Consider the following 14,685-nt stretch of genomic DNA (forward strand, 5'->3'; position numbering starts at 1 on the left):
GTTTAAACCTCCTTTAATCATCAAAAATGAATCGCTTTTCCATCTACAGCTAATGAAGCTTCTCCCATCGCTTCTGAAAGGCTAGGATGAGGATGAATGGTATGAGCAATTTCCCATGGTGTAGCATCCAATACCTTTGCAAGACCCGCTTCAGAAATCATATCCGTCACGTGAGGTCCAATCATATGCACACCAAGAACATCATTTGTGTCGGCATCGGCAATAATTTTAACAAATCCCTCTGCCTCTCCATATACAAGAGCTTTTCCAACGGCCTTAAACGGAAACTTTCCAACCTTCAGCTGAAATCCTTGCTGTTTTGCTTCTTGTTCTGTTAATCCTACACTTGCTGCCTCCGGGCTGCTGTATACGCATTTAGAGATTGTTGTGTAATCAATCTTCAAAGGCTTGTCACCATGTAAATGCTCAACAGCTACAATTCCTTCGTGAGAAGCTACATGTGCAAGCTGCAGTCCGCCAATCACATCTCCAATTGCGTAGATATGAGATTCTTTCGTTTGATAAAAATCATTCGTGGCAATCACACCGTTTTCTACTACAATATCGGTATTCTCGAGACCAATTCCTTCGACATTCGCTTGACGCCCTACAGATACAAGCAGCTTTTCTGCTTCATATTCTTGCATATCGTCTCCTACTTGAGCAGAAATTTTCACCTGACCACCAACAGACAGTGTATCAGCCATTACTTTAGCAGAAGTAATAATGGTAACTCCTTTTGCTTTTAAAAGCTTCGTCATTTCACGGGAGATATCTTGATCTTCTGTTGGTAAAATTCGATCGCTGTATTCAACAACCGTTACATCAACATCAAAATCTGTGAGCATTGACGCCCATTCAATTCCAATGACGCCGCCTCCCACAATAATAATAGAAGCAGGAAGTGTTTCCATCTTTAATGCTTCATCTGAAGTGATTACTTTCTCTCCGTCGATTGTTAAACCAGGTAATGTTCTAGGACGAGACCCTGTTGCGACAATTACATTCTTTGGAATAAGCATTTCGTTTTCTTCACCGCTTTTTAATTCAACGGAGATGGTTCCTGGCATAGGAGAAAAAATAGAAGGTCCTAAAATGCGTCCGATTCCTTCATATACGTCAATTTTACCTTTTTTCATTAGCTGTTTGACACCATTATGTAACTGTGAAACAATTTCTGACTTTCGTTCTTGTACACGTGCATAGTTCAATAGTACATTGGACGTTTCTACGCCAAATTCACTGCTTTTCTTAGCCGTTTGATAGACTTCTGCACTTCTTAGTAAAGCTTTGCTTGGGATACACCCTGCGTGCAGGCATGTGCCGCCTAACTTATTTTTTTCCACAACCGCTACCGATAGACCTAACTGAGAGGCACGAATAGCTGCTACGTACCCTCCGGTTCCACCGCCGAGAATGACCAAATCATATTCTTTTGCCACACTGCTTCACACCTTTCTGCAAACGCTATTAAGCGCCTTTATATTCCTTCACTTCTTCTTCACCTGTAAGCACTCGGAGAGCCCCTTCAGCTAGCGCTTGAAGCTCATTTTCTCCAGGATAAACAATGACATCTGCAATCCACTTTACATGATTGATAATCAGCTCAACAAACGCTTTTGAATAAGCAATGCCTCCCGTTAGAATAATGGCATCTACTTTTCCATGCAATACCGTACTGGCAGCTCCAATTTCCTTCGAAATTTGATAAGCCATTGCTTCGTAGATAAGCTTAGCTTTTTCGTTTCCATTTTTCACTAGCGCTTCGACTTTCTGCACGTCAGATGTGCCCAAATAACCGACAAGCCCGCCTTTTCCTACAAGCATTTTCATAATCTCCTCGCGGTAATACTGACCTGAAAAGCAAAGACGAACTAATTCACCAACCGGTACACTGCCAGCGCGCTCTGGACTAAAAGGACCATCGCCGTGCAGGCCATTGTTCACATCAATTACTTTTCCTCGTTGATGAACTCCAACTGTAATGCCTCCGCCCATATGGGTAACAATAACGTTCATTTGTTCGTATGTGCTATTCATTTCTTTGGCCACTTTTCGAGCCACCGATTTTTGATTCAGCGCGTGAAAGATGCTTTTCCTTTCCATAAAAGGAGTTCCTGAGATACGAGCGATGTCACTTAGCTCATCTACCACCACTGGATCAACAATGTATGCTGGAATATTTAATCCAGATGCAATCTCAAACGCTAAAATCCCGCCTAAATTTGAAGCATGATGGCCGGCATAACCGTCTTTTAAATCTTTGAGCATGGCTTGATTTACCTCGTATGTGCCGCCTTCAATCGGGCGTAAAAGCCCTCCTCTTCCACATACTGCACTTAATTTAGATAAATTAATCCCTTCTTCATCAAGTGCCTCTAAAATCGAGTTTTTACGGAACTCATACTGTGCATATATCGTCTCAAACTGATTCATTTGCTGTGAATCGTAGCGGATTGTTCGATCAAAAATTGGTTTATCGTTGTGAAACACGCCAATTTTTGTGGACGTTGAACCCGGATTTATTATCAGCATTCGATATTCGTGCATATCCAACAAATGTCCTCCTACCTTATCATTCTCATAAACGAAGGCTAGGTCGAAAGGATTTCATTTATTCCTTTTGCCTAGCCTTCAGCTCAAACATTAGCGCGTATGACGTCTACTTAAAATATGCTGTCCATTTTGTAAAAATTGACTGCGTGAACGACGCAGCTTTTCAATTCTTTCTTCAGCTAAGCGATCTGCTGCTAGATAGGTTGGAATGCCATCTCGCTTTGAGATTTCAACTACCTTTTCAATATTATCATAAATACCTTCAACTTTTTTCAGCGCACGCTCACGGTTATATCCAACTAGCTCATCAGCTACGTTAATAACGCCTCCTGCGTTAATAACATAGTCCGGTGCATATACAATGCCTAATTCATGGATTAAATCACCATGACGCGTTTCTTTCAATTGATTATTAGCTGCCCCTGCAATAACTTTTGCTTTTATTTGAGGGATCGTTTCATCGTTAATCGTTGCTCCGAGTGCACAAGGAGCATAGATATCACATTCTACACCATAAATATCATTCGGGTCTACTGCTTGCGCCCCAAATTCTTCTACCGCACGCTGAACAGCTTCTTTATTAATATCCGTTACAATAAGTTTCGCTCCTTCTTCGTGAAGGTGGCGGCATAAATTATATGCTACGTTTCCTACGCCTTGGACAGCTACTACTTTTCCTTCAAGCATATCTGTTCCAAATGCTTCTTTTGCTGCTGCTTTAATTCCTCGGTATACACCGTAGGCTGTGACTGGCGATGGATTGCCTGATGAACCAAAAGCAGGAGATACACCCGTTACATAATCCGTTTCCTCATATACAATATCCATATCCTCTACCGTTGTGCCCACATCTTCTGCTGTAATGTATCGACCATTTAATCCTTGAATAAAGCGACCAAATGCACGGAACATCGCTTCATTTTTGTCTTTGCGAGGATCTCCGATAATAACCGTTTTCCCTCCGCCTAAATTCAAGCCTGCTGCTGCATTTTTATAAGTCATTCCGCGTGATAGACGAAGCGCATCTTCAATTGCAGCCTCTTCTGATTCATATGTCCACATTCTCGTACCGCCTAGAGCTGGTCCAATTGTTGTATCGTGAATCGCAATAATGGCTTTTAAACCTGAATCTTTATCTTGGCAAAATAATAACTGCTCATAATCGTATGTTTCCATATAGTCAAAAATTTTCATTGTTAGTGCCTCCTAAGAATTCTGTTGAGCGACGCTGATAGCAAGCGCCAGTGAGTATAATTTGCTTTCTGATGAATCTGCTCTGGATGTTAAGACGACCGGAGCTTTTGCTCCTGCTAGAATAGCTCCAACTTTTGCTTTAGCAAAATAAATGAGGGATTTATATAAAACGTTCCCTGTTTCAATTGCAGGAACGAGTAATATATCTGCTTGACCAGCAACTTCACTTTGAATGCCTTTTTGCTTGGCTGCTTCTATGTTAATGGCATTGTCGAGTGCTAAAGGTCCATCAATAACGCAGCCTTTAATTTGTCCTCTGCGGTTCATCTGTGTAAGAAGTGCAGCCTCTACTGTTGCAGGCATCAAAGGGTTGACAACTTCAACCGCTGCAATAGGAGCTACCTTTGGCATCTCTATCCCAATCGAGTGGGCAACGTTCACCGCATTTTGAATGATTTGAACTTTCTCTTCCAGAGATGGCGTAATATTCATAGCTGCATCTGTTACAAGAATCGGACGGTCATAGTGAGGAACGTCAAACACAGCTACATGTGATAAAACATTTCCCGTACGCAAACCATGCTCTTTATTTAACACAGCTTTTAAGATAAGCGATGTGGATAAATTCCCTTTCATTACGATATGAGCTTGACCTTGCTGAACTGAACGCACAGCCAATTGAGCCGCTTCTAAAACGGACTCCGTATGTACGACCGTAACAGCCTTATGAGTGAGTAAGGATGGGCGGTACTGCCTGAATAATTCATTAATTGTCGTTTCGTTGCCAAACAAAATAAATTCAGAAACTTCCCTTGACACAGCTTCATACACTGCCTCAATTGTTTCTAAGTCTTCAGCTGCAGCAACAGCAACAGTCAAAGAAGACTGCTTAGCAACCCGAGATAAGATGGTAGCAAGAGTCATGGAATGTTCGACCTCTCCTTTTTCATTCTTTCTTTTGCTCCGTTTTAAAGAGCATACTGCGCGTTTATGCAGTCACCTAAAATACATGCAAGATTTGTGCCACCCTCTGCATATATTACATAATATAGCTGCTTATATCCGTTTCTACGCACAAAAAATTTTTTTTATTGATTCTAACAACAAATAGAAAAAAAGAATACCTCTCTATTTATATGCAATAAATTGCACACCATGCATTTTATTGCATGCTGTTATTTGCAAGATTGTATTTTTCCAACTTATAATATAGAGAACGCAGGGAAATATTGAGCTGTTTTGCTGTCTTTGTTCGGTTATACTCGTTTGCAAGCAGCACTTTTTGAATAAGTTCCGCTTCATAATTTTCCATCATGTGTGCTAAAGTCTTCCCTTCGAACACTACCTCTTCATTCACCTGATTTTTTTCTTTTTTGCCCTTGCCTTCAAGCGAAGGGAGATGAATAGAATCAATCATTGTTTCTGTATAGTGCATATAAATAATGGCTCTGCCTAATATGTTTTCAAGCTCTCTAACGTTTCCTGGCCAGTCGTATGATCTTAATGAGTGTAAAGCCCGCTCTGTTACTCCTTCAACATGCCGGCCGTAATCTTGGTTAATTTTTGTAATTAAGTGTGTAACAAGCGCACCAATATCCTCTTTTCTCTTCCGAAGAGGAGGTATGTGAATCGGAATTTTGTTTAGCCGATAATACAAGTCCTGTCTGATGCTTCCATCAGCCATTCCTTTTTCTAAATTCACATTCGTAGCTGCAATAACGCGAACATTCACCGGAATAGGAGTCGTTCCTCCAACGCGAATAAGCTCTTTTTCTTGAAGCACCCGAAGCAGCTTAGCCTGCATATGAGCTGAAAGCTCCCCGATTTCATCTAAAAAGATGCTACCGTTATTGGCTTCTTCAAAAACGCCTCGTTTTCCGCCTCGTTTCGCCCCGGAAAAAGCTCCTTCTTCATACCCAAAAAGTTCGCTTTCAAGCAAAGACTCAGAAAGCGCAGCACAGTTAATCCGGACAAATTTATTAAACTTTCGGCTGCTCGCATTATGAATCGCATGTGCAAACAACTCTTTACCCGTCCCAGATTCACCTCTAAGCAAAACAGTAGCTGGTGTTTTGGCAGCAAGTCTAGCCTGCTCAATTGCTAACTGAAACTCTTCAGATTGACCAATGATATCAGCAAATGAATATTTCGCTTCAAGCGTTCGAATAATTTGACGCGCTCTTTTGAGTTCATTTGTAAGCTCTTGAATTTCAGACATATCATGAATAACGCCAACGCTGCCTTTTAATTTCCCGTCGACAATAACGGGGGCAACATTGACAACCACGTCTCTTTTACTCGGACCGAGCCTCATTCTTACACCTCGAACAGGACGCCTTGTTTGCAGCACCTTCATGTGCATACTGTCTCCTTCAGAGATATCGGCAGTCGCGGGCTGACCAATAATATCCGTCTTTTTTAAACCCGTAATTCTCGTATAAGCAGGATTAATTAAAATCCCTCTTCCTTCTTCATCGACAACCGAAATAGCTTCTTCAGAAGATTGAATAATAGCTTGAAGCATAGTTTGTACTTCTTTTAAGTTCGTAACTTCTTCTGCCAATCCGACAACGTCCGTAATATCTTTAAAAATCGAAAAGGCCCCAAACAGCTCTCCATTCTCGTCGAGTATTGGTATTCTAGTCGTAATTACCTTGCGTCCGCTATCTAACACAAATTCACTATTTTGATCAATCGTTTTTGTATGAAGAACATCAACAAGTTTACTATTTGGAATGACTTCATGAAGATGCTTACCAATTACATCTCTGTGTGAAAAGTTCGTCAAACGCTCGGCACTTTGATTAAATAGCGTAATATATCCATTCCTATCAATCACGACCATCGCATCATGAGCTGCATTAAAAATAAGATCATATTTATACGATTCTTGTTTTAACCGCTGAATTAACTCTTCTTTTTCCTCCATCAGATTTGCCATAATTTCAGCAACCAATCCCGGCACTACCAGTGCATCAGCGGGTTTGCTTCTTTGCAATTGTTGAAAGACGCCTTGTTTACCTGTTGTTTCAACAATGACATCGAGCTGCTTTGTCATATAAGGCTCCCAATTCATTCCGGTTGAAATATCTTGTTCTTGCGCATGCAAAACAGCCGGCGCGTTAGCTCGTACGTCTACTACACCAATCACTTTCATAAATTCGGTTTCCAACAAGATTTTCAGAATAGCTAATCCGCCTTTTCCTCCTCCAACGATCAACACATTTTGCATATTTTTTCACCTTTTCTACTTAATATGTACATATCCCGTGCAAAATATTGCATATACCTATCATATAAAAAAAGAAACGCTCTTGACAATTTATTTAGTTCTTTTATGATTCAAGTATAACGGTTTTATAATGTAAACGCATTCATTTTAAAAAAGAGAAGCGAAAGGAGCAGTTATGGTTCGAATTATCGCACTGCTAATCTTACTTATTCCTGGTATACTCGCTGGCTATGGCATTAAACTTATGAGAGATATGATTTTTGGCATCCTGCAATCCCCGTTCCCTTCTTTATTTTTGCAATTTTCAGTCGGCCTTCTATTATTTTTAATCGGCCTTGGATTTGTTGCTGGCTTTATTCTGCACAGAGACCGCAAGCGAAACAAAGTTCAAAACCGATTTCAAAAAGATAAAAAAACATCGCATTAATGCGATGTTTTTTTAGGAAAAGCGCCCTCCAAATTGCTTCACCATTTTTTCTGGATAATCGGTAATAACGGATTCACATCCATATTTCCGAAGCTGCTCAGCTACTTTCACATCATTTACTGTGTAAGGTCGCACTGGAATTTGACAATCTTTTGAAGCGGCTACATTTACTTCATTAACGGTACGCTGATTAGGGTGAAGAGCTTTTGCGCCAAGATGCTGCGCATATACCCAAGGCTCATACATCGGATAAGAGTATAAAATAGCTGTTTCAATCGTAGAATCCAGAGAACCAATTCGGGCTAAGCTGTTATGATTAAAAGATGAAATCATCGTTCGATCCTTCATCTTGTATAAATAAATTAAATCCAAGACTTTCATTTCCAAGTATGGATAGTCAAATATATTGTTTTTCAACTCAATATTTACGCTAATTCCTTCACTTGAAGCCCACTCCATTACTTCATTTAACGTGGGGATTTTACATACTCCATACTTTTTTTTGAACTTATAGCTCGCATCTAATTTTTGTAAATCTTGATACGTAAAATCTTTTACATACCCTTTTCCATTCGTCGTTCGATCTACTTTTTCATCATGAATTACAGCAAGTTCTCCATCCTTTGTCATATGCACATCAAGTTCAATTCCGTGTGCTCCAACTCTCGCTGCTTCTTTGAAGGAAATCATCGTATTTTCAGGAAACGTTCCAGCTGCGCCGCGATGACCTATTACAAACATACTTGCTCAACTCCTCTATTATCACTTATTATTAACTTTAGCATTACTTAATAGTGAAAGCACGAATTTACTGTTTATACTTTTTTACTTTCATTACTTTATATGCAAAAGGAGGTCGTTGTGTATGAGACCACTGCAAATTTCACCGGATACAGCCGTAAAATTAGCGGAACAATTAAATATCCCCCTCGAGCAATTAATGCATATGCCTCAGCATATTTTGCTGCAGAAACTTGCCGAATTAAATGCGGGCGAAGATAAAAAAGGATCTGAATAACAGATCCTTTTTTCTTTCGAATTTTCATTTCCAAAAATAGTATTACTTTCTAACTCCATTCCCCATAACATATATTAGAATATTTAATAATATAAATGTATTTTTAAAAATGCTTTTAGATAAGTAATTTAATACTTTTTTATGTATATTTAATTATTTTTTGATTTTTCCATATAATTTCATTGACGAAATTAATGTTTTTCTACTAAAATAAAAATACATTATTTTTATTCCAGTACTTATATTCTGATTTTTTGATCAATTCAAATAAAAGAATTAAATAGTATGAGAAAAATTTTAGGGGGACTTCATTATGCAAGCAGCTGTACAACACGAAAATCAGCAGCCAAATGGGTCTAGGAAAAAACACCCTCCTGGACTGTACTTATTATTCGCTACTGAGGCATGGGAAAGATTTAGTTATTATGGAATGAGAGCCATTCTGGTTCTTTATTTAACTGCTACCGCTGCTCAAGGTGGACTCGGCGTAGATAAAGCAACTGCACTGAGCTTATATGGAACATTCACTAGTGCTGTTTACATTACGCCGATGATTGGCGGATATTTAACAGACCGCTTCCTCGGAAGAAGGCTAGCCATCACTATCGGTGGTGTGATTATGGCACTCGGGAATTTTTCCATCTTTATTCATCAAAGCATAGCCGCTTTGTATATCGGACTTGCTTTATTAATTATCGGAAACGGATTTTTCAAACCAAATATCTCCACATTGGTCGGAGATCTTTATGAAGAAAATGATCCTCGCCGTGACGGTGCTTTTACCATTTTTTATATGGGTATTAACTTTGGTGCATTTTTCGCACCGTTAGTTGTTGGATTAATGAGTTACAAATACGGATTCTTAACAGCAGCTATCGGAATGGTTGTTGGACAAATTTTATTTAACCTACTGGCTAATCGCTACTTAGGCGATATCGGGAAAGAGCCTACAGGAAAAGTTCACGCAGCGGCATCTCAAACATCAACTGCTCCGCTGTCAGCACGAGAAAAGAAAAGAACGGTTGCTATCGTTATTCTAGCCTTCGTTGTTATTGCTTTTTGGACAGCTTTTGAACAGGCCGGAAGTTCTTTAACGCTATATGCTCAAGATCAAATTAATCGTCAAATAGGTAGTTTCACGGTTCCAACAGAGTGGTTCCAATCATTGAATCCGCTGTTTATCATGATTTTAGCACCAATTATGTCACTAGTTTGGTACAAGCTAGGAAATTCAAAGCGCGGTGATTTCAAAACGCCAACAAAAATGGGTATGGGACTTGTAACAGTTGGATTAGGATTCTTAATTTTAATTCCAGCCGTTATGTATACTGGTAATGACCCAGCTTTAAAAGTAAATATCCTGTTCATGATTTTCACTTACTTCCTGCACACGCTAGCTGAGCTTATGATTTCGCCAGTAGGGCTGTCTATGGTAAGTAGACTAGCTCCATTAAAGCTTGCTTCTCTTTTAATGGGCGTATGGATGGCAAGCTCTGCTGTCGCTAATAAGCTAGCAGGTGTTCTTGCATCTTATACACAGTCTTTAGGTTATTTCGATATCTTCAGCTTAATCGGAGCTGTAACAATTGTACTTGGAATTATTGTTCTGTTCCTTTCAAAACCGATTGCTAAATTAATGGATTAAAAAAAGCAGCCTTCAGAAAAGGCTGCTTTTCTTATAATTTACTCATCCATATCACATTTAAAATATGGAGACAAATTTTTTAATGCATCTTCTAAATCCTCTTTCAAGTACAAAACCCTCATAACAATTAAATAAATTATTTCAATAAAATACACCACTATGGATATGAAGAAAAACAAGATGCACGTTCCATTACCCTCAATATTTTCACCTCTTAAAACAAAATAAAAAGACCAATGAATGATTAAAATTCATCGGCCCTGCAGTAAAAAGTTTATTGGTTTTCAGTTTACTATCTAGTGTAATTTCCAAAAGTTTATCGGCATGTACTCTGTATTACAAAAGGTATCAGCTCACTCAAAACCCCGTAATTCCAGCAGTCCTATCCCTTTCAACTCGCTTTATGTTCAAGGCGTAATTTATCCGCAACCATGGCGATAAATTCACTGTTTGTCGGCTTCGCTTTTGACATGCTGACAGTATATCCGAATAATGAAGAAATGGAATCAATATTTCCTCGGCTCCATGCTACTTCAATGGCATGACGAATGGCGCGCTCAACGCGGCTTGCCGTTGTATTATATTTTTTTGCAATATCAGGATACAGTACTTTTGTAATCGAACCAAGCAGCTCAATATCCTTATATACCATTGAAATGGCTTCTCTCAAATATAAATAGCCTTTGATGTGAGCAGGTACACCAATTTCGTGAATGATGCTCGTAATGCTTGCATCTAAATTTGCTGGTTTGCTGTCGCGATGTGAACGCATGGAAGAAGATGAACGTTGCATAAATGAAGATGTTTGTCCGCTAACTTGACGAATATGATTCACTAAGTTTTCCATATCAAACGGCTTTAGAATAAAATAAGCAGCTCCTAAATCGACCGCTTTTTTCGTTACGTCTTCTTGACCAAATGCCGTTAGCATAATGACATTTGGATAATTTTCTTTTTTCATTTCTTTTAACTGACCTAAAACTGCTAATCCATCTAGATGCGGCATAATAATGTCTAATACAAGAACATCCGGATCTTTATCTTTTAAAATGGATAAACACTCTTGTCCATTGTAAGCTACTCCGATTACTTCCATGTCTTCTTGCTCTGAAATATAATCTTCAAGCAAACCAATTAGTTCCCGATTATCATCAACCAAGCATACTTTAATTTTTTTCAATGCAGCTTCCTCCTCAGTCCTTTATGTTATACGTCGTTTCCTACGTGTCTCTATTCTTTATTCTAAAGGACAAATTCGACAATGCAACATTATTTCCTTTATTTTTTTAGAAAAAAGTCTTTTAAATGGAATTTATTCGATTTTCTCTTATTTTCTTTGTTTTTCGACGTTTTTCTCGTACATTTACGACAATAATTTTTATCAAAAAAAGCGAACTAATGACAACATTAGCTCGCTTTTTTTCGATTATTTTTATAAATATCAATTCCTGCTTCGTTAAGCATCCATTCAATATGGACACCATAACCCGAGGTAGGATCATTTACAAAAACATGGGTAACCGCTCCAACGACTTTACCGTTTTGAATAATTGGGCTCCCGCTCATTCCTTGAACAATTCCACCTGTTTTCTTTAACAATTTAGGATCTGTAATTTTAATAACCATTCCTTTAGTAGCCGGAAACTTTTGAGGTATAGTACTCATAATTTCAATATCAAATTCTTCCACTTGATCATCATCTACTACCGTTAGAATTTTAGCCGGTCCTTCTTTTACTTGATGAGATAGGGCAATTGGCATTGCTTTATCCATTATTCCGTTTTCCATCGTTGAAGACAATTTTCCAAAAATACCAAAAGGACTATTTCGTGTAATATTTCCAATGATTTGTCTATCTTCAGAAAACCTTGCTAGCTTTTCACCGGGAACGCCGTTAGAACCTTTCTCAATTGATGTAACGGTCGAACGGACAATTTGTCCATCTTCTACTACGATTGGCTTTTTCGTATCCATATCCGAAATAACGTGGCCTAAAGCGCCGTATTTTTTAGATTTTGGATCATAAAAAGTCATTGTGCCAATTCCTGCAGCTGAATCACGGATGTATAAACCAATTCTGTACGCATAATCTTGCTTATCTTTTAACGGATACAGCTTAGTATCAAACTGCTTTTTTTCTCTTAAAATATGCAGATTTAATGGTTCACCCGTTTTTCCTGCCTGCTGAATAAACGGTGTAATATCACTCATTTTTTCAATGGTTTTACCATTAATCTTCGTAATCATATCTCCAACTTGAATACCCGCAATTTCGCCAGGAGATTTTTTACCTTTTGCTGTATCTACCTGATGATAGCCTACAACAAGAACACCTTTTGAATTTAATTTCACACCGATTGATTGTCCACCTGGAATGACTTTAAAATCAGATAATACCTGCACGTCTACACGCTTTACAGGAATACCAGCCAAATGAAGCATCAACTCTTCTTTGCCTACCTGTTTGCCTGCTACGGTCAGCTTCGCCTTGTTACTTGTTACATCGTAAACAGGTGACGAAGCTTCTACGCTAAGCGGTAATGTCGTATTAATTTTTTCTTTTTGCTGTTCAAATAAGACGATTTGTTTTGGAATGTGTATATATTGTTGCACAACTGGAATAAATCCTACAAAAATGAACGAAACAAGGAGAATCGCACCAATTATATGTCTGTATCGATTTTGCATGTTTTCACTCTCCTCGCTTCCTCGCCTAAATGGCTACACATTTAATTTAGCCTTCTTAGAGCGCATTTATAACAGAAGTTCAGAGAAAAATGAAAAGAAGTGCAAGGAAACATTTTCAGTTTCTCCATTTTGTATAAAAAAACACCTTTAACACATACTGTTACGTGTTAAAAGGTGTTTTATTAAATGGTGTGCTTCATCTTATCCGCTAAATCTAAAAGCTCTTTGGCATGTTCCTTTGTTAAGCTTGTAATTTCAGCTCCTGCAATCATTCGACCAATTTCTTTTACTTTTTCATCAAGAGTTAATGGAAGAACAGACGTCGTTGTACGATCACCTTTTACCTCTTTAGCAATAAAGAGATGAGTATCTGCCATCGCTGCTACCTGCGGCAGATGAGATATACAGAGAACTTGTGAATCAACGGAAATAGCATGTATTTTTTCACCAATCGATTGAGCTACTCTTCCACTTACACCTGTATCAACTTCATCAAAGATAATGGACGTCACACCTTGATGCTTAGAGAAGATGCTCTTTAACGCCAGCATAATTCTTGACAGTTCTCCTCCTGATGCTACTTTTGCAAGAGGTTTTAACGGTTCACCAGGATTGGTAGAAATATAAAACTCTACGTTGTCAATGCCGTCTTTGGTGAATTTTATTCTTTCTCCATTTACTTCAACGTCATTTTTACCTGCATTTACAACAGAGAATTTAATTTGAAATACGGTCTTAGCCATATACAGTTCTTGAAGCTCATGATGGATGCTGTCCGTTAACTCTTGAGCAAGTTTTTTTCGAATAGCTGAAACGTTATTAGCTTCTACTAATAAATCCTGCGCTACGCTGTTTAACTGTTCTTTAATTTTGCTCACATGCGTATCTCGATTTTCAATACGATCAATTTCATCTTCAATTTGTGCAGCATATTCTAGAATTTCGTCTACACTTTGACCGTATTTACGCTTTAAGTGATTAATTTCATTCAAGCGCGCTTCAATAAAGTCTAAGCGTTTGGGATCAAATTCTAATAAATCAAGCTGCTGACGAATTTTATAAGATGCGTCTTCTAGCTGATAGAAGCTCGATGAAATGATCTCAGAAATTTCGGCATAGTTTTTTTCCAGTGATGAAATATCCTCCGTATGATTCATGGCTACGCCTACCCAATCTAAACCTTGATGTTCACCATGCAGCGCATTGTATGCATCGTTTAGTGACGTATAGATCTTTTCAAAGTTAGAAATCTTCAAACGCTCTTCATTTAGTTCCTCGTCTTCGTTCAGCTGCAAATTTGCCGCTTTGATTTCATCTAATTGAAATTGAATAAGATCGAGGCGATGTGCCATCTGCTGTTCATTTTCAGTTAATTGATCGAGCTGCTTTTTTAGCGATGTATACCTAGAAAATACCTCTCGATACTCCGTCAAAGCCTCTTCTACTTTTTCTCCTCCATATTGATCAAGAAGAGTTAAGTGACGATCTTGATTCATTAAATCTTGGTGCTCGTGCTGTCCATGTATATCAATTAACGTCTGTCCAACTTCACGTAGGATAGCTAACGTTACGAGCTTACCGTTGATGCGGCAAATACTTTTCCCATTTGTAGTGATATCTCGGCGAAGCACAATCATTCCATCTTCCACTTCCAAACCGACTTGTTTGGCTTTTTCATGACTTGGATGCTGTTCTTCATCAAATAAGAAAAGTCCTTCAATTTCGGCTCTGTCTGTTCCGTGGCGGACAAACTCCGAAGAGCCTCTCCCACCTACTAACAATGAAATGGCATCAATAATAATCGATTTCCCCGCTCCTGTTTCGCCTGTTAATACCGTTAAGCCTTTTTCAAATGAAACAGAAAGTTCATCAATAATCGCAAAGTTTTTAATGGATAATTCAGCTAACAACCTGCTTCACTCACC

At 38.6% G+C, this 14,685-nt stretch carries 12 protein-coding genes; 3 read left to right on the top strand and 9 right to left on the bottom strand.

Annotation, left to right across the window (positions count from 1 at the left end):
* Nucleotides 1-20: 20 nt before the first annotated feature.
* The 5 genes from lpdA to MMB68_RS03480 form a co-directional block, all read right to left on the bottom strand.
* On the bottom strand, nucleotides 21-1,442 hold the full coding sequence (gene lpdA / locus MMB68_RS03460) for a dihydrolipoyl dehydrogenase (RefSeq protein WP_028411580.1): 1,422 nt from the start codon (nucleotides 1,440-1,442) through the stop codon (nucleotides 21-23).
* Between the two features lie 28 nt (nucleotides 1,443-1,470).
* Nucleotides 1,471-2,550: a butyrate kinase gene (buk, locus tag MMB68_RS03465; protein ID WP_481861878.1), complete on the bottom strand. Its 1,080-nt coding sequence runs from the start codon at nucleotides 2,548-2,550 to the stop codon at nucleotides 1,471-1,473.
* Between the two features lie 96 nt (nucleotides 2,551-2,646).
* Entirely contained in the window at nucleotides 2,647-3,750 is a 1,104-nt protein-coding gene (gene bcd, locus MMB68_RS03470; protein ID WP_013059125.1) for a branched-chain amino acid dehydrogenase, read from the bottom strand.
* A gap of 12 nt (nucleotides 3,751-3,762) precedes the next feature.
* Entirely contained in the window at nucleotides 3,763-4,674 is a 912-nt protein-coding gene (gene yqiS, locus MMB68_RS03475; RefSeq protein WP_028410667.1) for a phosphate butyryltransferase, read from the bottom strand.
* A 238-nt stretch (nucleotides 4,675-4,912) separates the two neighbouring features.
* The gene (locus MMB68_RS03480) at nucleotides 4,913-6,982 is read right to left on the bottom strand and encodes a sigma-54 interaction domain-containing protein (RefSeq protein ID WP_221784557.1); all 2,070 of its coding nucleotides are present in this window, start codon (nucleotides 6,980-6,982) and stop codon (nucleotides 4,913-4,915) included.
* Nucleotides 6,983-7,157: 175 nt separating this feature from the next.
* Here MMB68_RS03480 and MMB68_RS03485 point away from each other — a divergent pair, with 175 nt between their 5' ends.
* On the top strand, nucleotides 7,158-7,409 hold the full coding sequence (locus tag MMB68_RS03485) for a DUF2627 domain-containing protein (RefSeq protein WP_013059128.1): 252 nt from the start codon (nucleotides 7,158-7,160) through the stop codon (nucleotides 7,407-7,409).
* A gap of 12 nt (nucleotides 7,410-7,421) precedes the next feature.
* Here MMB68_RS03485 and MMB68_RS03490 read toward each other — a convergent pair whose 3' ends face one another.
* A complete protein-coding gene (locus tag MMB68_RS03490; RefSeq protein ID WP_116514846.1) occupies nucleotides 7,422-8,150 on the bottom strand; it encodes a glycerophosphodiester phosphodiesterase in 729 nt (242 codons plus the stop codon).
* A gap of 124 nt (nucleotides 8,151-8,274) precedes the next feature.
* On the opposite strand from MMB68_RS03490, the gene MMB68_RS03495 reads away from it, so the two are divergent.
* The gene (locus MMB68_RS03495; RefSeq protein WP_064504589.1) at nucleotides 8,275-8,427 is read left to right on the top strand and encodes a YycC family protein; all 153 of its coding nucleotides are present in this window, start codon (nucleotides 8,275-8,277) and stop codon (nucleotides 8,425-8,427) included.
* A 313-nt stretch (nucleotides 8,428-8,740) separates the two neighbouring features.
* On the top strand, nucleotides 8,741-10,072 hold the full coding sequence (locus MMB68_RS03500) for a peptide MFS transporter (RefSeq protein WP_221784558.1): 1,332 nt from the start codon (nucleotides 8,741-8,743) through the stop codon (nucleotides 10,070-10,072).
* A gap of 391 nt (nucleotides 10,073-10,463) precedes the next feature.
* Here MMB68_RS03500 and spo0A read toward each other — a convergent pair whose 3' ends face one another.
* The 3 genes from spo0A to recN form a co-directional block, all read right to left on the bottom strand.
* Entirely contained in the window at nucleotides 10,464-11,252 is a 789-nt protein-coding gene (gene spo0A / locus MMB68_RS03505) for a sporulation transcription factor Spo0A (RefSeq protein WP_013084985.1), read from the bottom strand.
* 227 nt (nucleotides 11,253-11,479) lie between these two features.
* The gene (spoIVB, locus tag MMB68_RS03510) at nucleotides 11,480-12,760 is read right to left on the bottom strand and encodes a SpoIVB peptidase (protein ID WP_028411587.1); all 1,281 of its coding nucleotides are present in this window, start codon (nucleotides 12,758-12,760) and stop codon (nucleotides 11,480-11,482) included.
* Nucleotides 12,761-12,942: 182 nt separating this feature from the next.
* A complete protein-coding gene (recN, locus tag MMB68_RS03515; RefSeq protein ID WP_221784559.1) occupies nucleotides 12,943-14,670 on the bottom strand; it encodes a DNA repair protein RecN in 1,728 nt (575 codons plus the stop codon).
* Between the last annotated feature and the right edge of the window lie 15 nt (nucleotides 14,671-14,685).

This window comes from Priestia sp. Y58 (assembly GCF_029522095.1).
Lineage (GTDB): Bacteria > Bacillota > Bacilli > Bacillales > Bacillaceae_H > Priestia > Priestia megaterium_E.